Raw genomic sequence first — 17,780 nt, forward strand, 5'->3', positions numbered from 1 at the left:
CGACGGGCCTCAAAAATCAAACGACTCATCGCGACTCTCCAACACTAGAAACCCCACCCAACTCAGCGGTGGCACGACGACCCGGACGCGCATCCGGCGCCAACCCGTCATGCGCCAACAACGCATCCGAACGCGACAACGCAGGACCAACAGCAAACTGCGACAACACCGACCACGGAATCGGCACAGCCGGCTCACTCAAACCCAAAGCAGAAACCGTGTCACCACCACTCTCGCTACTGATTCCGTAGCGCACACCGGTGTCCGAAATCCAGAACAACGACCCAGCCGGCGACGATGCTGGGCTTTGTCCCACGCTTTGCGCGACGTAGCCACTGCCCGGCGTCAAGGCGACCCGGGCGGCGGTCCCGCCCACACCAGCACCCACCAGATCCAAGGTCCGCACACCCTCACGCAACGGCAACGTCGAACCCGACAACAACGTCAACGAACTCGTACTCGCCCCCGCAGGCTTACTCCAATGCGCGCACGTCACCGGCGCCGACACCGCATCCACCACCTTCACCGGCTGCTCAGGAAAACGCGACACATCCAACTGCCGCGAAACCGGCAACCGCGCAACATCATCCGCACCCAACACCGGCGGCCGCTCCAAACCCTGCGAATCCGTATTACGCAACACCGCCGCAACCACACCCGAAATCGGCTGCAACCCATCCTCCAACACCGCGTAATAGCGCAACGCGCTGTCGGAACTGCCGTCGATCTCATGCGCGACGACCACCGAGCCGACGGGTACCGGCACCGGCAATGCGAACGGCAGCGGGGTCCCCGCACCGGGGATCACCGGCGCCACCAATGCCGGCGCCTCCGGAATCACGTTGAACAGTCCGGGAGCGATCGGCCGCGGCTTCGACGCAGCCGTGTCCAAGCCCAGCGCGGCAGTGACGGCCCGGTCGCCGAGGTCGACTCGGCTGCGCTTGCCGTCCCACAACAGCCATGCGCCGGAACCATTATCGACCAGCACCGCATCCTGCGCACCTAAGGCGTCAGCGCGACTTCCGTCTGTGTCCAATCGCCCGGCGATCAACGTCACGCCCGAGGCGCTGCCGGACACCGCGTCGCACACCGTCCAGTTCGCGTCGGTATCAGCGCTTTGCACCAACCGTTCCGGTGCACCCGGAATGCCCAGGAGGTTGCCTCGCGGGAAGTTGTCCAACACAGCAGCTCTCACTGCTGTGGGGTTCACCGCGCGGCCCGCAACCAGCCGCGCGGAGGTCAGGTTCAGCACCGGGTGCAGCTGGTCTCCGACCCGCACATACAGCGCCGAGGTGGAACGGTCCGCCAGCACCGGGTCGTTGCCGGCTGATCCTCCTGGGCGGATCAGAGACAGGGCAAAGCTGCCGGCCAGCCCGGTGGCCAGCAGCACCACCCCCATCAGCACCGCACGGGACTGGGATCGCAGCGGCTCCACCAACATCCGGGTGTCGTGCAGGGCAAGGCCCGCGGCGATGCGCCGCATCACGAACCGCCAACCGCTGACCTGATGCTTGGTGACGAACCCGCGCCGGTACTCGACCCGATCCGGGTTCTCGTTGACCGGGGTGCGCGACGCGAACGAGCGCCGCCCGTCCTCTGCGAAATCGGACCGGTCCGGCTGTGCGCTCATACCTTGGCCTCCAGGCCCAGGCCACGCAGCAACGGCGCCACCGAGTTACGAACATCTTCGGCAGTAATGGTCATGAGCTCCTCATCGGTGAATGCCTCGGTGCCGGCTTGTTCGGAATGGTCAAGCCGGAATTCGCGCTCCTCCTCGGAGCGTTCGACGAGGTTTCGCACGAACCGGCCGTTGCCCGCGATGTCCAGGCTGCGCCGGGCGATGCCGTTGGCGTCGGGATGCGACGCCTCGGCCAGCTGACCGAACAGCGCCTGCAGGTCTTCTCGCGCACTCGGTTCGAAGACACTGTCCCGGTGCTCCGCCATCACCGTGGCGATCTCGACCAACTCGGCCGCTGTGTAGGACGGGAAGTCGATGCTGCGGGTAAAGCGCGACCGCAGACCTTCGTTGGTGTCCAGGAACCGGTCCAGGTCGGCGCGGTACCCGGCGATGATCACCACCAGCCGGTCACGGTCGTTCTCCATCCGTGCCAGCAGCGTGTCGATGGCGATCAGTCCGAAGTCGTTCTTGGCGCCGGTGGCCACCAACGCGTAGGCCTCATCGAGGAACAGCACCCCGTCCAGCGCACTGTCGATGACCGCGTTGGTCTTGGCCTCGGTCTCTCCGATGTGCTGGCCGATCAGGTCGGCACGGTGCACCTCGCGCACGTTTTCCTTCTTCAGCAGCCCCAGGCCGCAGTAGATCTTGGCCACCACGCGGGCAATGGTGGTCTTACCGGTCCCGGGCGGACCGGCGAACACCAGATGGTGGGCGCGCTGGGCTACCGCCAGACCGTGCTGCTCACGCCGGATAGCCATCGCCACCGAGCTTTTCAGCCGCTGCACCTGATCCTTGACCTCGTCGAGGCCGATGAATTCGCCGAGCTCACGTTCGGCCTCGGCCAGCAGTTCGGCCTTGCGCTCATGCGCACCGGGATCGATGAAGTCGGCTTCGGTCGGCTCGGTGCCGCGGTCCCAGGGGTCGGTGCGCGCGGCGATCCGATCCGCGGTGGTGGTGATGATCCCGAAGCTGTGGTCCAACAAGGCCTGTTGAACCTGCTCGTTCTCCGGGTTGGCGGCATAGAGATCCTGCAAGACCTCGGCCGCGGTCTCCTCATCGTCCTGAGCCCGCAGGATCAGCCCCTTGGCCAGCGCCCCGTCGGTGGCGGCCGCCGCGATGGGGCCCTCGGGCTCCTCCAGGTAGGACAACGCCGGGGCATACATGCCCAGCCGCGCCAGCGCAGTTCCCAGGGCGATCTTGGCGGCGTGGGCGAACAACTCGTCCAGCTCGGGGTCGTTGACGATCGGAGTCAGCAGCTTCACGACATCCGACCACCGCTCGGCGCGATAGTGGATCACCGTGGCGATCCAGCGCGCGTCGCGGAAGCCAGGCCTGCGCTCGGCGATTTCGATGACGATCCGATTCGCTTCGCCATATCGGCCGGCCGCAACCAGCGCGCTGGCGTATGCCAGCCGAAAGTCATCGGGTTCGGTGGCACGGAACTGCAGGTAGAGACCCGAGTCGTAATGGAAGCCGAGCGCACCCGGCTTCAGGTCGAGCTGCCGCTGCAGGGCACCCACCGTCGGCACGGTTCGCCAGACTTCCTCGATCACTCGTGGCGACGTGTCACCAGCGGCCGCCAGGCCGATCCACGCATCGCATTGTTCGTGTGCGATACGGGTCAGCGCGGCGAAGCCGGTACGGGCCGCGGCCAGGTCGGCGGGCCGTTTCCGACCATGGACCGCGATGCCCAGCGCCCGACTGCAGGTGGCGAACCGGCTGACGATGTCGCCATCCACCCTGGATGTGAGGGTGCGTGCCTCCAGCACACCCACGTCTCGATTACTCATCCTCGAATCACTTTCCACTCAAAGCTGTACGGCCCGAAACGATTTGGTGGCGGCTTACGCCACCGCTCGAGGCTCCCCGATGACGGAGTACGCCGAAGCGTCGCCTTGGATGACGCGGCTGTGTTCACCGTGGACGCTGACCGGAATGTCGCCGGCAAGGGTGATTCGGTGCAGCCGCCGGTGCTCCTGCCCGAAGTCGGCGACTCCGTAGTGCTGGGTGGCCCGGTTGTCCCAGATCGCCAGGTCGCCCAGCTGCCAGTTCCACCGGATGGTGTTCTCCGGCCGAGTGATCCGCTCCTGGAAGAGCTGGAAGAGCAGGCGTGACTCGGAGTGCTTGACGTCGGCGATGCGTTGCACGAAGTTGCCCAGAAGCAAGGAGCGTTCCCCACTCTCTGGGTGCACGCGCACCACGGGATGCTGCGTCTCGTACGTGGTGGAGTTGAATGTCTGGACGTATGCCTGGAACTCCTCCGACTGCAGCAGATCGGCGTACTTCTCGAGCTGCTTGGAGTCCGTCAAGTCGAGCTGCGTGTAGTCGAAGGCGTTGCTGTGCACCGCCCAAAGCTCTTCCGCCAGCCGAGCCAGCGGGTCGGGCAGCTGCTCGTAGGCGGTGACGGTGTTCGCCCAGAGGGTGGTTCCGCCGTAGGACGGCAGCTCCACGGCCCGCAACAGCGACGCCTTGGGAACCCGATCCACGAACGTGACGTCGGTGTGCCAGCTGTTCGCGCTGGTGCCGCCGAACGAGTCGATCGGAAGAATGGCGCCCTCGCCCTTCAGCAGCGGGTGCGGGGCCGTCGGGGTACCCAGGAGCTGAGCGAACTCGAACTGGCTGACATCGTCCAAATGATGCTGCCCGCGGAAGAAGATGACCTTGTGGGTGACCAACGCGTCGTTGATCGCGGTGACGGTCTCGTTGTCCAAGTCACCGCCCAGCTGGACTCCGTCGACTCGGGCGCCGATGTATTCACCGAGTTTCACCACATCCAAGTCGGAACGGGCGGACAGCGATTGGCTGGACATGAGACTTCTCCTTTATTGGTCTAGCTAGTTTTTGAGAGGTTGAAGCCGACGTGCGGATGTGGAATCCAGCACGCCAGCCTGCCGAGTTTGTTGCGGCAAAGTTCTTTTCGGTCAGATGAATGTTCGGTGGCGGGCGTCTTCGACGCGCCCGGCCCTACGTCAGCCCCACTTGGCGGCTTCGGCGGTGTCGCGGGCGAGCATCCCCAGGGTGTTGGTCTCGTGTGTGGTGGCCATCGCGTGATAGGCCCGCACCAACTCCTCCATCGCCTGATTCCACTGCGCCTGCCACGCCTGATACGTCAGACCGGTATCGCCCTGCCACGCCGCCGACAACGCCGCCTGCTCACTGGCGATATCGGCACCCACCGCCTGCAACGTGCCCGCATAGCCATTCATCTCCGCGGCATGCGCCAGCATCGCCGGGTAGTTGTACAGAATCTGTGACATCAGATCATCCCTTCTCGTCAGAATCCGGTGTAGGTGCTCGCCGCGGCCGCGTCGGCAGCCACATACGTCGAACCGGCATCCGCCAAATTGACCTGCGCCACATCCAGCAACGCATTCACCCGCGCCGCCAACGCCACAAACCGCGCATGCGACCCCTGAAACGCCGCAGCCGCCTCACCCACATGAAACGCCTGCGCCGACAACGCCGCCTGCTCCGCCTGCGCCATCGTCGACCGCATCAACGCCGCCTTGGCACCAAACGCCGACTCCGACGCCACCAACTGCGGAATATCCGCATCCAACAAACTCATCGCTTATCTCCCTATCCAGATCGATTGCCTTGTGTTCACCGACGATCAGCTCTCTGCGTTGTGATCCACTCCTTCGGTCGACTGGCCGGTCCAGCTGGCCGGCAGCAGCGGCTCACTCGGAACGCCATTGAACGAGTCGCCGGCCAGGGTGGCCAATCCCGCTTCTCGCACACCGTGTTTGACGACGTTTCCTCCGAACCCGAGCCCGCCCGCGCTGCCCTGCGAGGCGATCGGGCCGCCCCATTGGGCGTCCACGTCGACGTTCATGTCGGCGTACTGCTCGCCGTGCTCGCGAATCTGCGTCCGCCGCCGGCGCCGCGTCCGTGACGCCCGTCGCGCGGCCGATTCCTCCGAGGCAGATGCCGCTGCCGGGCTCTTCGCCTGTGAGCCGGTGCCGCTTCCGGTCTTGTTGCTCGAATCGAAGCCGGCGTCTGGGCCGCCGCCGAATCCGATCATGTACGGAAAGGCGAATCCCGGGGCGGTGGCAGGCGCAGGCGGCGCCGGAGGTGACGCACCGCCGGGCACGCTGGCCGGCGGGCCGGCTGCGGGAGATCCGGTGGCCGGCACTGACCCGGCCACACTCACCGCGTGCAGGTTCGACGCGGTCGTGGCCGGTGCGGTAGGCGCCGCGACGGCTTCGGGAACCGCGTCGATCACCATGGGCAGGTCGAACGGCCGTGGCAGCGCTGCCAGTGCCGCAAAGGCGCTCATGCTGGCCAACGGCGCGGCGAGGCTGGAGGAGACCGCGACACTCACCTCGATGAGGGTCAGCGGATGCGCGAGCAACCACGGCGCGAGGGTCACCGGGTTCAGGAGCAGCAGGCCCACTTCCGGCTTCGTCGAAAGATTGGCGACGATGTAGTCGATCTCCTGGATCTGGGTCAACGTGTTCTTGAGCCACCAAGCCAGCGACAACGGGTTGGTGTAGCTGCTATAGGGCAGCCCGTCGATGGTGCCCGTCACCGGATCCCAGCTGAGTCCGAAGACCGAACGCACCACATCCGCGACGCTTTCCAAGAATGGGTCATTCCAGGTGTGGGCAGGGCCCCACGGGTCCGACGAATCCGCGGGCCCCGCCGAAGCCTCGGACTTCAGGACTGCCGGCGCTGCCGGGGTCGGCGGGATTGACGCGGCAGCCAAGCCCGCGACCGCCTGGTAGGTGCTCATCGTGGTAGCGGCCTGGACCCACATCCGTGCGTAGTCAGCCTCGTTGAGTGCAATCGGGACGGTGTTGACCCCGAAGAAGTTCGTCGCCAGCAGCACCCCGTGAACGGCGTGATTGGCAGCCAGTTCAGCCATCGTCGGCATCGCCGCCAACGCGGTGACGTAGGCGGCCGCCACGGTCTCATGCTGGGCGGCCGCCGTGGCACTGTCGGCGCCGGCCTGCGTCAGCCACGCCAGGTAGGGCGCGTTGGCGGCCACGTAGGATTCCGCGCTCGGTCCTTGCCAGGCACCGGCTTGTACCGCTGTCAGCACCTCGCTGAGTTCCGCGGCCACCGCGGAGTACTCGGCGCTCAGTGTGTTCCAGGTCCCGGCCGCCGCCAGCACCGAGCCCGGGCCCGGCCCACTGCTCAACAATGTTGAATGGACCTCCGGCGGCAACGCCATCCACGCCGGCGCGGTCATGCTGGCCACCCCGGTTCGGCTAGCTCAGCGCGGCCCTTGGCCCCAAACGCCGATTCCGCCACCAACCGCGGAACAGGCGCATCCAACAAACTCACGGTCCATCTCCATTTCGACATCGATTGCCTTGCGTTCACCGACGATCAGTGGTCGGGTCGGTGATCCACCCCTTCGCCCGACTGACCGGTCCAGGTGCTCGGCATCAACGGTTCAGTCGGAAGACCACTGAACGAATCACCGGCGAGGGTGGTCAAACCCGCTTCTCGCACATCGTGTTTGACAACGCTGCCTCCGAACCCGAGCTGTCCTGCGCTGCCGTGCGAGGCATTCGGGCTGTCGTCCGGCGACGCCCATTCGGGGTCCACGTTCATGTCGGCGAACTGGTCGCCGTGGTCGTGCAACTGCGTTCGCCGGCGGCGGCGCCTCCGTGCCTGCCGGCGTGCGGCGGATTCCTCTGCCGCGGAGTCTGATGCCGGGCTTTTGGCTCGTGCGCCGGTGCCGCTTCCGGTCTTGTTGCTCGAATCGAAGCCAATCCCAGGACCGCCACCGAAGCCGATCAAGTAGGGCAACGCGGCTCCCGCTCCCCCGACTGCCGCAGGCGCCGGTGCCGGCGCCCCTGCGCCGGCGGAAGCGCTCGCCGGGAGCCCGGCCGCGGGGGATCCCGTAGCGGGCACCGACCCGGCAACGCTCACCACGTGCAGGTTGGAGACCGTCGTGACCGACGGGACGGGCGCCGCGACGGCGTCGGGAACCGCGTCGACCAGAATGGGTACGTCGGACAGCCATGGCAGAGCTGCCAGTGCCGCGAACGCGCTCAGACTCCCCAAGGGAGCGGTGAGGCTAGAGGATATTGCGGCACCCAGTTCGATGGCTACCAGCGGGTGCGCGATCAGGAACGACGAGAGGGTCGCCGGGTTGAGCAGGAGCAGGGCGACTTCCGGGTGAGCCCCCACGTTCGCAATGACGTAGTCGACCTCTTGGATGAGGGTCACGGTGTTCTTAACCCAATACAAGCCGGTCAGTGGGTTGGTGAAGGTGGAGTAAGGCAGCCCGTTGATAGTGCCGGTCCCAGGCTCCCAGTTGACCCCCACGTACCGCAGCACCTGCGCGATACCTTCCAGGAAGGGATCGGTCCAGGTATGGGCGGGGCCCCATGGGTCCGCCGGATCCGAGGTCTCCGCCGACGCCGCCGACTTGAGGATCGCCGGTGCCGCAGGGGTCTCCGGCGTTGAGGCCGCAGCGGAACCCGCGACCGCCTGGTAGGTGCTCATCGTGGTGGCGGCCTGAACCCACATCCGCGCGTAGTCGGCCTCGTTGAGCGCGATCGGGACGGTGTTGACCCCGAAGAAGTTCGTCGCCAGCAATACTCCGTGAACCGTGTGATTGGTGGTCAATTCCGCCAGTGTCGGCATCGCCGCCAAGGCGGCGGTGTAGGCGGCGGCCACGGTCTCATGCTGGGCGGCCACCGTGGCACTGTCGGCGCTGGCCTGCGCCAGCCACGCCAGGTAGGGCGCATTGGCAGCCTCGTACGATTCCGCGCTGGGGCCTTGCCAGGCACCGGCTTGTACCGCTGTCAGCACGTCGCTGAGTTCCGCGGCCACCGAGGCGTATTCGGCGCTGAGCGCATTCCATGTCCCGGCCGCCGCCAGCACCGGACCCGGGCCCGGCCCACTGCTCAGCAATGCGGAGTGCACCTCCGGCGGCAACGCCATGAAAGCGGGCGCGGTCATGTCAACCGCCCCAGTTCGGATAGACAGACGCCGCTGCGGCGTCACCGACGGCGTAGTTGACGCCCGCCTCGCCGACGCCGAGACCGGAAAGCCCGAGCTCCGCTGTGCCCTGGGCCGCGACCGCAGCATGCCGCCCACCGAAGGTGCTCAACGTGGCCGCGCTCTGCAGCGATACCGGGTCAGCGGCCGGGGGTACCACCGCGGTGATCACGGGCACCGCACCGGCATGCGCTGCGGCGAGCCTCGCGGTGAGCGCCTCTACCCGTGCGCAGGCGGCGGCCAGTCCTTCGGGGACGACATGTAGCGGCATGACCAATCTCCTTCCGAACTGGGTGACAAATCCTTGGCAACTGCCTCGTGGGTACTCATACGACCACCAGCGCCGAATACGTGTCGACCACCGACGCGAGGCGGCCTACCTGTCGGCGCCAGACACCCGACATACATCAACTGCGTCAGACTAACGAATTATGTTGCTGTAGAAGTCTTTTCATTATCCAACACGGTTATGTTAATCCCTGGAAGCAACTTGCGTCGAGTTTGAATCAGCAGTCTCCGAAAGGCCCACCGGCACTTGGCGATCGGCCGCGATGAGCGCGGCGCTCTTCGTGCCGATCCCCATGTCAGGGCAGCCTTAGTCGAACCGGCGGATGAACATCGGGAAGAAAGATGTGACGAATTATGCTGTCCCGCAGCGTTTTAGCGCCGTCACGCGACTATCTGTCGCATGTCGATCAGCATGTCAGGTTCGCGGACAGTGTGATGCCCTCGACGGCATGAGGGTGCCCGCCAAGGAGCTGCGCGGCGCCGCCGATCTCAGCGGCGAGCAAGAAGATCCGGCCGCCTTCGCTATCAGACCCGTCGGGCAGACCGCGAAGATGGGCGTCGAAAGTAAGGGCCGCGAAAGGCCCGGAGAATTGGCAGCGCAGTCAGGGCGCGGGGTGCCGGACACGGCGATATTGGTATGGGTGCCCGCTTGCGGTCAACGTGTACCCGCCCCGTGACGTCACCCGAAGCAGCGGCGACATCGCCCCTGGCGGTTCAGCTGACGATCCCGCGATTCCTGGCCGTCCGGCAGGACTCGGCCGGCGGCCCGCCTCGGAGCGGCCATCAGGACCTCCATGAATTGGCGGATCAATGGCGAGCCCGCCGCGGCTCGCCGCGACGCGCGCTCGCTAGTCAAGCGACTACACCGATGTAGTGCGGCTAGCGTAGCTATGTGGCTGACAAGAATGCAACAGGTGCCCGAGTCGACGAGAACGCCTCGGCGGCCCGCGAAGAAGCCGTTGCCGCGGTGCTGATCCATGCGGCCGACCTGTTCGCCGAACGTGGGCCGGCGGCCACGTCGATTCGCGACATCGGCACTCGGTCGGGGGTCAACCATGGCCTGGTGTTCCGGTACCTGGGAACGAAAGATCAGCTGGTCAAGGCGGTTCTGAATCATCTGGCCGACGAGGTTTCTGCAGCGGCGCAGGCCGGCGCGTCGGCGGAGGTGATCGCGGCTAAGGCCGAGCTGCAGTGGCGAGTGCTGGCCCGCGCCATCCTCGACGGTTTCCCGGTCGGGCAGCTCCAGGAGCGATTCCCCATCGCAGCAAATCTGGTGAAGCACGTCCGACACAGCTATGACGAGGAACTCACCGGTCGTCTTGCCGCCGCCAATGTCATAGCGCTCCAGCTGGGTTGGCAGTTGTTCGAGCCGTTCCTGCGCTCGGCAGCGGGGATCGAAGACCTATCGCCAGCCGACCTACGGCAAAGCCTCAACGGTGAGATCGCGCGAATGCTGAAAGCCAGCCCCAAAGACGTGTACCGGATTGCATTCCCGGTGAGCTAAAACCGGCGTGCCCCGGGATCGCTTATTCGGTTTCGAGGGCGGCGAGCACTTCGTCGGACAAATCGACGTTGGTCCACACGTTCTGCACGTCGTCACTGTCCTCAAGGGCCTCGACCAACTTGAACACCTTGCGGGCCCCCTCGACATCGACCGGGACGCTGACCGACGGCTGGAAACTGGCCTCGGCGGAGTCGTAGTCGATCCCGGCCTCCACCAGCGCACTGCGCACCGCCACCAGATCCCCCGGCTCCGAAATCACCTCGAAGCTCTCCCCCAAATCGTTCACATCCTCAGCACCGGCATCCAACACCGCCGCCAACACGTCATCCTCGGTCAACGCGTTCTTCTCCAGGGTCACCGTGCCCTTACGGCTGAACAAATAGGCGACCGAGCCAGGATCAGCCATCTGACCGCCATTACGCGTCATCGCCACCCGCACCTCACTGGCAGCACGATTGCGATTGTCGGTCAGGCACTCAATCAACACCGCCACCCCATTGGGCCCATACCCCTCATAGGTGATGGTCTGATAATCCGCCCCACCAGCTTCCTCACCCGCACCACGCTTCCGCGCCCGCTCAATATTGTCATTGGGCACCGAACTCTTCTTCGCCTTCTGAATGGCGTCATACAACGTCGGATTCCCCGACGGATCCCCACCACCAACCCGCGCCGCAACCTCGATATTCTTGATCAACCGCGCAAAATTCTTGCCACGACGAGCATCAATGACAGCCTTCTTGTGCTTCGTGGTAGCCCACTTGGAATGGCCACTCATCGATTGCCTACCTCACTGTTGCGTCAAAACTTTGCGCGACGAGTCTACGTGTCAGTCCTGGTCGCGCGCCGGGGGCTGACCGGGCGGGAAGAACCCGGGCGCCCATCGCTCGATCAGGGCGGCGTAGTCGACGTGCGCGTCGAGCTGCACCGCGACCCCCAGTAAGCCTCCCAGGGTGCGCAGCAACATGACGTAACCGGCCGGAATGGTCAACCGGCGAGCCATCTTGAATCGGTCGGCGAAGCCTTCCGCCATCGGGTCGGTGGTGACGAGCGCGGATTTCTGGAACCACTTGCGGGTGAAATGGAACTCCCCCGAGCGCAGCGGGTCGATGTAGGGCCACAGCGGCTGGATGTACTCCACCAGCTGCTCGGCGGTCAGGTCATAGTCGGCCGGCATGAACCCGAGTTGCTTGAGCAGCCGGATCGCCTCGTCCCACTGCTCGTCACGCGCCCAGCACAGCAGTTCGGCGAATCCCGGGGGGATGCCGCCCTGATGTTCGGCCACCGCGCCGAAGTCAATCACGCCCAGCCGGCCGTCGGGCAGCACCATGAAGTTGCCGGGGTGCGGGTCGGCATGCACCAGCCCGACCCGCGCCGGTGAGCTCAGGGTGAACTCCAGCAGCAGCGCGCACGCGGAGTCCCGCTCCTCCTTGGTGCCACTACGGATTATCTCCGACAGGCGCCGGCCTTCGATCCACTCCGACACGATCACTTTCGGCGCGCTGGCGATCACCGCCGGCACGAAGAACTTCGGGTCCCCGGCGAAGGCCTTGGCGAAGGCCCGCTGGTTGTCGGCCTCCTGACGGTATTCGAGTTCGGCTTCCAGGGTGTCGTTGATCTCCGAGACCAGCCGGTCCACGTCCGCGCCGGGAACGACTTGCTTGGCGACCCAGTTGAACCGCTGAATCAGTTTGAGGTCGGCGCGCAGCGCCTCGTCTGCACCGGGATATTGGATCTTCACGGCGACGTCACGGCCGTCTTTCCAGACCGCCCTGTGCACCTGCCCGATACTCGCCGAGGCGGCGGGGGTGTCGTCGAAGGACGCGAACCGCTCGCGCCATTTGGTCCCGAGCTGCGCGTCGAGCACCCGATGCACCTTGGCGGCCGGCAGCGGTGGAGCCTCGCTCTGCAACTTGACCAATGCCTCGCGGAATGGCTCGGCGAACTGCGGAGGAATCGCGGCCTCCATCACCGACAGCGCCTGGCCGACCTTCATGGCGCCACCCTTGAGCTCGCCGAGCACCTTGAACATCTCGTCGGCGGCCTTCTCCAGGAGTTCGGCGTTGACCTCGTCTTTGGTCTTGCCGGTCATCCGTTTGCCCACACCGAGCGCCGCGCGACCTGCTACCCCGGCCGGGAGGCTCGCCAGTTTTACTGCGCGGCGAAATCCGCCCCGCGCGAGATCTGCCATGCGCACATCATGCCTGGCCGGTCCCGGCAACGGTATTCCCGGTCGCCCCATGGCGGCCGACTGCGGGTGCGACGGTCAGGCCTGGCCGGTGACAATGTCGACGAAGAGCCGGTGAATACGCCGGTCGCCGGTCACCTCCGGGTGAAACGAGGTGGCCAATACGCGACCTTGCCGCACCGCAACCGGATGCCCGGCGGCCTCGGCGAGCACCGCAACACCGGGGCCGATCCGCTCCACCCAGGGGGCCCGGATGAACACCGCGTGCACTGGCTCCTCCAAACCGTCGAAGGCAACGTCACCCTCGAAAGAATCGACCTGGCGGCCGAAAGCGTTGCGCCGCACGGCCATCTCGATCCCTGACAACGGAATGGCAGCGCGCCCCGGCGCACCGGCATCGATGATCTCGCTGGCCAGCAGGATCATTCCCGCGCAGGACCCGTAGGCCGGCATCCCGTCGGCCAGCCGGGCCCGCAGCGGGTCCACCAGCTCCAGCTCGCGCAACAGATGACTGATGGTGGTCGACTCGCCGCCGGGAATCAGCAGCGCGTCGACCGCGTCCAGTTCGCCGCGGCGGCGTACCGGCACCGGATCGGCACCCACCGCGCTCAGGGCGGCGAGGTGTTCCCGGACGTCGCCCTGCAGTGCGAGCACGCCGATGTGCGGGCCGCTCACTGGCCGGTCGGCTGGTATCCGGACGGGTATCTGGTCAGCCCCTCCTGCATGACGGCGGCCACCATGTCCCCGGATCGGTTGTAGATCTTGCCCTGAGTCAACGACCGACCGGCTCCCGCCGACGGCGACGACTGGTCATACAGCAGCCATTCGTCAGCACGGAACGGGCGCATGAACCACATCGCGTGATCCAGCGACGCCACCTGCAGGTGGTCGCGCTCGCCCGGGTGGATCGCCCAGGAGGTGCCGAGCAGGGTCAGGTCACTCATGTAGGCCAGGGCGCAGATGTGCAGTACCGGGTCGTCGGGCAGCGGGTCGCGGTGGCGAAACCAGACCTGCTGCTCGGCGACCTTGCCGGGTATGTGCGGCAGCTGCTCGCGGGGCACCTTACGCAGATCCCACTCGGCGAACGCCTTGAAGCCTTCGTCGTCGAAGGCCTTCATCGCACCGATGTCGGGCAGATCCCTCGGGTCGGGTGCGTCGGGCATCACATCTTGGTGCTCGATGCCCTGTTGCTCCGTCTGGAAGGACGCCGACATGTTGAAGATGGTTTCGCCGTGCTGGATGGCGTTGACCCGCCGAGTGCAGAACGAACCGCCGTCGCGGACCCGCTCCACCAGGAACACCGTGGGCGCCTTGGCATCTCCGGGACGCAGAAAATATCCGTGCAGCGAGTGGACCCGATAACGCGGGTCCACGGTGCGCACCGCCGACACCAGTGCTTGACCGGCGACGTGCCCGCCGAAGGTGCGCTGGTTGTCCGCGGAGAGCGGGCTGAACACGCTGCCGCGGTAGATGTTGACCTCGAGTTGCTCCAGGTCGAGGATCTCTTCGATCGCCACGCTATGAAACTTCTACCAGCCGCGTTCGGCAAGCCGGTGCGGTTGCGCGATGTCCTCCACATTGATGCCGACCATCGCCTCGCCCAGCCCGCGCGACACCTTGGCCAGCACGTCGGGGTCGTCGTAGAAGGTGGTGGCCTTGACGATGGCCGCGGCGCGCGCCGCCGGGTCGCCGGACTTGAAGATGCCGGAGCCGACGAACACGCCCTCGGCGCCCAGCTGCATCATCATCGCCGCATCCGCGGGGGTGGCGATGCCGCCGGCGGTGAACAGCGTCACCGGCAGCTTGCCGGCCCGGGCCACCTCCGCCACCAGCTCGTAGGGCGCCTGCAGTTCCTTTGCGGCGACGAACAATTCGTCTTGCGACAGCGATGAGAGCCGGCGAATCTCGCCACCGATCGACCGCATGTGCGTAGTGGCGTTGGACACGTCGCCGGTGCCGGCCTCGCCCTTGGAACGAATCATGGCCGCACCTTCGGTGATCCGGCGCAGCGCCTCACCCAGGTTGGTCGCCCCGCACACGAACGGCACGGTGAACTGCCACTTGTCGATGTGGTGGGTGTAGTCGGCGGGGGTGAGCACCTCCGACTCGTCGATGTAGTCCACGCCGAGGCTCTGCAGGATCTGCGCCTCGACGAAGTGCCCGATCCGCACTTTGGCCATCACCGGGATGGTGACTGCGGCGATGATGCCCTCGATCATGTCCGGGTCGCTCATCCGCGAAACCCCGCCCTGGGCACGGATGTCGGCGGGCACCCGCTCCAATGCCATCACCGCGACAGCGCCGGCGGCCTCGGCGATGCGGGCCTGATCCGGGGTGACGACGTCCATGATGACGCCGCCCTTGAGCATCTCGGCCATGCCGCGCTTTACTCGCGCAGTACCCGTTTGTCCGTCGGGTGCCGAACCGTTCTGCGCCGCGCTGTCCACTGAATGCTTCTCCTTGCTGGCCTGTAATACCCGCTCAGTGTAGTGGGCCGACGGCAGCCGTTTTCCCGCTCAGTACCGCTGCGCGGTGAACACCGGCCCCGCCGGCGGCGGATCGGCGAGCAGCGCGGGCAATACGAACACCCGCACATAGCGGCGGACCTGGTCGGCGTCATGGACGCCGGGGATAAGGCCCAGCAGCAATCCGAGTGCGGTCGAAAGCACGAACCGGGCCGCGTCGCCCGAATGCAGGCCGGCCCGCAGTTGCGGGCCGGCCTGCCGGAATCCCATCTCGTAGAGTCCGGCCAGCAACTCGCCCAGCGTTGCCGACCGGGCGATCAGGGCGGCGACGTTGCCCTCGTCGGTGTGCTCGGAAATGACCCGGAGCAGTGGGTCATGGCCAACTTCGGTGGCCACGATGACCAGCGACTCCGTCACCAGCGTGGCGGGATCTGTCGCCGCCTGCAGCCGGGCGGTGATCTCGGCGATCTTGCGTCCGGCCACCCGCACCACCAAAGCGTCCAGCAGCTCGTCACGGGTGGCGAAGTGGCGGTAGATCACCGCGCGGGTGTAACCCGCTTCCCGTGCGATGGCCTGCATCGTCGAGGCTCGGTAGCCACGTCGGGCGAAGGACCGCTCTGCGGCGTCCAAGAGCAGTTCTCGGGCGTGCTCGGGCGCATTTCCACCACCGGGCGGTCGACCCCGCCGCCGGCCCGTCATCCCGGCCCCGCCCCGCATATATGGACATTCTCACCCATATGTCTATTATTAGCCCCAGTGCATTCCGGCGCATTTCCGATGAGGGGATTCGGCATGGCTGCAACGATCACCGGTGTTCCCGAGCAACGCGACTGGCGGGCCGTGTTCGGCTCCTGGCGTCTGCTGGCCAATCCCGGCAAGAACGGCGGATCCGCCTTCGAACTGATCGTCGGCCTGGCGGCTCCGATCCTGGCCCGTAGCTATCACCAATTGCGGGCACATCCCAATGGCCGGCGGCTGCTCGCCGAGAAGCCGGATCTGTTGGCGCTGCTCGGTGATGACGACTACCTGGCCTCACTGCCGGAAGGCTCGCTCGGCCACGCCTACCGGTCGTTCCTGCGCACCAACCGGTTGGATGCCGGCGTGTTCGACGTGGACACCGTGATCCGGCCGATCGCTGAGCGCCGCGGCTGGGACGACGATTTCTTCTACATGATGCGGCGCGGCACCGCCCTGCACGACATGTTCCACACCTTGGGCGGTTACGGCCCGGACATGGGCGGAGAGTTCGGCAATCTCGGGTTCCACTGCGGCCAGATGGAACCCTCCGGTGCCCTGAAAACGCTGACCCTGGGGCTGCTCGGACCCCTTATCCCCGCTTCGCCGGGGCGCAAGATCCGTTACTTCCGCGAAGCGGTCCGGCGCGGCCAGCGCGCCGACAACTTGATGGCGGCCCCCTACGAGGAGCTGCTGGACCAGCCGATCAACGAGGTTCGGGAGGCGTTGGGCGTCATGCCGACGCGGCGCGCCCACCCGGCCGGTCACATGTTCATCGGCTGGATGCCGCCGGGCATGAAACCCCCCACCCGCTGGGACTACGACGCGACGCTGCCCGCCGCCTGAACCCGGCCGTCGGTCAGACCGTCAGAACCATGCGGTAGCGCGCCCGCCCCTCCGCCATGGCGGCGTAGGCCTCGGCGGCCTGGGCCAGCGGCCGTTCTTCGATGCGGGCCCGCACCCCGGACAACACCGCGAAGCGCATGGTCTCCTCGATATCGCGAGCGGTGCCCGACGGGTGGCCGGTGACGCTGAGCCCCGGGGTGATCAGCTGCACGGGCGCGATCGGTAGCGGTTCGGGAGTGACCCCGATGATGACGAGTTCCCCCCGCGGCGCCAGACCGCCGAGGGTGTCAGCCATCGCTCGTGAATTGGCCGCCGTGGCCAGCACCACCGACACACCCCCGAGTGCCGCCATCGCCTGCGCGACGTCCCCGGCGGTCGAGTCGATGTAGTGATGGGCGCCGAGCGCGAGGGCGTCGGCTTCCTTGGCGGCTCCACGCGCGATCGAGATCGTCTCGAAGCCCATCGCCCGGGCGAACTGCACGCCCAGGTGCCCCAATCCACCCAGGCCGAGCACCGCGACCCGGTCCCCCGGCCGCGCCCGGGTCGATCGCAGCGCGTGGTAGGTGGTGACTCCGGCGCAGCCCATGGGTGCGGCGTCGACGAAGGACAACTCATCGGGTATTCGGGCCAGTGCGTTGGCCGGAACCGTCACCGATTCGGCGTAGCCGCCCGGGTAGTGCCAGCTGGGCACCTGGCCATTGGCGCAGTGGATGAAATCGCCTTTGCGGCAAGGGATGCAGTGGTTGCAGTGCCCTCCGAACCAGCCGACCGCAACCCGCTCGCCGACCTGCCAGTCGGTCACGCCGGACCCCAGTTCGGCGATCGTGCCGGCAATCTCGTGCCCGAGCGTCAGCGGCCACGTGATTCCGGGGAAGTCACCGTTGACGAAGGCGTGGTCGGTGCCGCAGACACCGCAGGCGACGACAGCGATACGGACCTGGCCGGGGCCCGGCTGGGAGGTGTCGACATCGACCAGAGTCAGCGGTGCGCCCGCGGACGCTACCTGGACAACGCGGTGAGAGGCCATGGCCGGATCCTATGCCGCGACCGGACGCCCATCCACGGCGCGAGCAGACACAAAAGCCCCGTATTCGGACACGGTGGCGCTGGTGCGGG

General features: G+C 66.5%; 17 protein-coding genes. 2 read left to right on the plus strand and 15 right to left on the minus strand.

Features of this window, described 5'->3' with window-relative positions; all coding sequences use genetic code 11:
- Positions 1-25: 25 nt before the first annotated feature.
- From eccB to ABW16_RS06790, 8 genes are all read right to left on the minus strand, one after another.
- On the minus strand, positions 26-1,630 hold the full coding sequence (eccB, locus tag ABW16_RS06755) for a type VII secretion protein EccB (protein ID WP_047318396.1): 1,605 nt from the start codon (positions 1,628-1,630) through the stop codon (positions 26-28).
- Positions 1,627-3,468: a type VII secretion AAA-ATPase EccA gene (gene eccA / locus ABW16_RS06760; protein WP_047318397.1), complete on the minus strand. Its 1,842-nt coding sequence runs from the start codon at positions 3,466-3,468 to the stop codon at positions 1,627-1,629. The genes eccB and eccA overlap by 4 nt, the downstream gene beginning before the upstream one ends.
- Before the next feature lie 54 nt (positions 3,469-3,522).
- A complete protein-coding gene (locus tag ABW16_RS06765) occupies positions 3,523-4,488 on the minus strand; it encodes a TauD/TfdA dioxygenase family protein (RefSeq protein WP_047318398.1) in 966 nt (321 codons plus the stop codon).
- Positions 4,489-4,647: 159 nt separating this feature from the next.
- Positions 4,648-4,935: a WXG100 family type VII secretion target gene (locus ABW16_RS06770; RefSeq protein ID WP_047318399.1), complete on the minus strand. Its 288-nt coding sequence runs from the start codon at positions 4,933-4,935 to the stop codon at positions 4,648-4,650.
- 17 nt (positions 4,936-4,952) lie between these two features.
- On the minus strand, positions 4,953-5,246 hold the full coding sequence (locus ABW16_RS06775) for a hypothetical protein (RefSeq protein ID WP_047318400.1): 294 nt from the start codon (positions 5,244-5,246) through the stop codon (positions 4,953-4,955).
- 45 nt (positions 5,247-5,291) lie between these two features.
- Positions 5,292-6,872: a PPE domain-containing protein gene (locus ABW16_RS06780; protein ID WP_047318401.1), complete on the minus strand. Its 1,581-nt coding sequence runs from the start codon at positions 6,870-6,872 to the stop codon at positions 5,292-5,294.
- Positions 6,873-7,012: 140 nt separating this feature from the next.
- Entirely contained in the window at positions 7,013-8,599 is a 1,587-nt protein-coding gene (locus ABW16_RS06785) for a PPE family protein (protein ID WP_047318402.1), read from the minus strand.
- Between the two features lies 1 nt (position 8,600).
- Positions 8,601-8,909 (minus strand): PE family protein, encoded by a 309-nt coding sequence (locus ABW16_RS06790; protein WP_047318403.1) that lies wholly within the window; start codon positions 8,907-8,909, stop codon positions 8,601-8,603.
- A 909-nt stretch (positions 8,910-9,818) separates the two neighbouring features.
- On the opposite strand from ABW16_RS06790, the gene ABW16_RS06795 reads away from it, so the two are divergent.
- Positions 9,819-10,430 (plus strand): TetR/AcrR family transcriptional regulator, encoded by a 612-nt coding sequence (locus tag ABW16_RS06795; protein ID WP_047318404.1) that lies wholly within the window; start codon positions 9,819-9,821, stop codon positions 10,428-10,430.
- 22 nt (positions 10,431-10,452) lie between these two features.
- Here ABW16_RS06795 and ABW16_RS06800 read toward each other — a convergent pair whose 3' ends face one another.
- The 6 genes from ABW16_RS06800 to ABW16_RS06825 form a co-directional block, all read right to left on the minus strand.
- Entirely contained in the window at positions 10,453-11,208 is a 756-nt protein-coding gene (locus tag ABW16_RS06800; RefSeq protein ID WP_047318405.1) for a YebC/PmpR family DNA-binding transcriptional regulator, read from the minus strand.
- 51 nt (positions 11,209-11,259) lie between these two features.
- Positions 11,260-12,621: an ABC1 kinase family protein gene (locus ABW16_RS06805; RefSeq protein ID WP_047318406.1), complete on the minus strand. Its 1,362-nt coding sequence runs from the start codon at positions 12,619-12,621 to the stop codon at positions 11,260-11,262.
- 75 nt (positions 12,622-12,696) lie between these two features.
- Positions 12,697-13,293: a pyridoxal 5'-phosphate synthase glutaminase subunit PdxT gene (gene pdxT, locus ABW16_RS06810; protein ID WP_047318407.1), complete on the minus strand. Its 597-nt coding sequence runs from the start codon at positions 13,291-13,293 to the stop codon at positions 12,697-12,699.
- Positions 13,290-14,135, minus strand: a complete 846-nt coding sequence (gene tesB / locus ABW16_RS06815; RefSeq protein ID WP_047318408.1) for an acyl-CoA thioesterase II — start codon at positions 14,133-14,135, stop codon at positions 13,290-13,292. The genes pdxT and tesB overlap by 4 nt, the downstream gene beginning before the upstream one ends.
- A gap of 12 nt (positions 14,136-14,147) precedes the next feature.
- A complete protein-coding gene (gene pdxS, locus ABW16_RS06820; RefSeq protein ID WP_082133986.1) occupies positions 14,148-15,065 on the minus strand; it encodes a pyridoxal 5'-phosphate synthase lyase subunit PdxS in 918 nt (305 codons plus the stop codon).
- 69 nt (positions 15,066-15,134) lie between these two features.
- Positions 15,135-15,800: a TetR/AcrR family transcriptional regulator gene (locus ABW16_RS06825; RefSeq protein WP_047318410.1), complete on the minus strand. Its 666-nt coding sequence runs from the start codon at positions 15,798-15,800 to the stop codon at positions 15,135-15,137.
- Positions 15,801-15,875: 75 nt separating this feature from the next.
- On the opposite strand from ABW16_RS06825, the gene ABW16_RS06830 reads away from it, so the two are divergent.
- Entirely contained in the window at positions 15,876-16,664 is a 789-nt protein-coding gene (locus tag ABW16_RS06830; RefSeq protein ID WP_047318411.1) for a Coq4 family protein, read from the plus strand.
- A gap of 13 nt (positions 16,665-16,677) precedes the next feature.
- Here the strand turns inward: ABW16_RS06830 and ABW16_RS06835 are convergent, their stop codons facing one another.
- Complete coding sequence (locus ABW16_RS06835) at positions 16,678-17,691, minus strand: alcohol dehydrogenase catalytic domain-containing protein (RefSeq protein WP_047318412.1); 1,014 nt, start codon at positions 17,689-17,691, stop codon at positions 16,678-16,680.
- Between the last annotated feature and the right edge of the window lie 89 nt (positions 17,692-17,780).

The sequence above is a fragment of the Mycolicibacter heraklionensis genome (genome assembly GCF_001021505.1).
GTDB classification, from domain to species: Bacteria; Actinomycetota; Actinomycetes; order Mycobacteriales; family Mycobacteriaceae; genus Mycobacterium; species Mycobacterium heraklionense.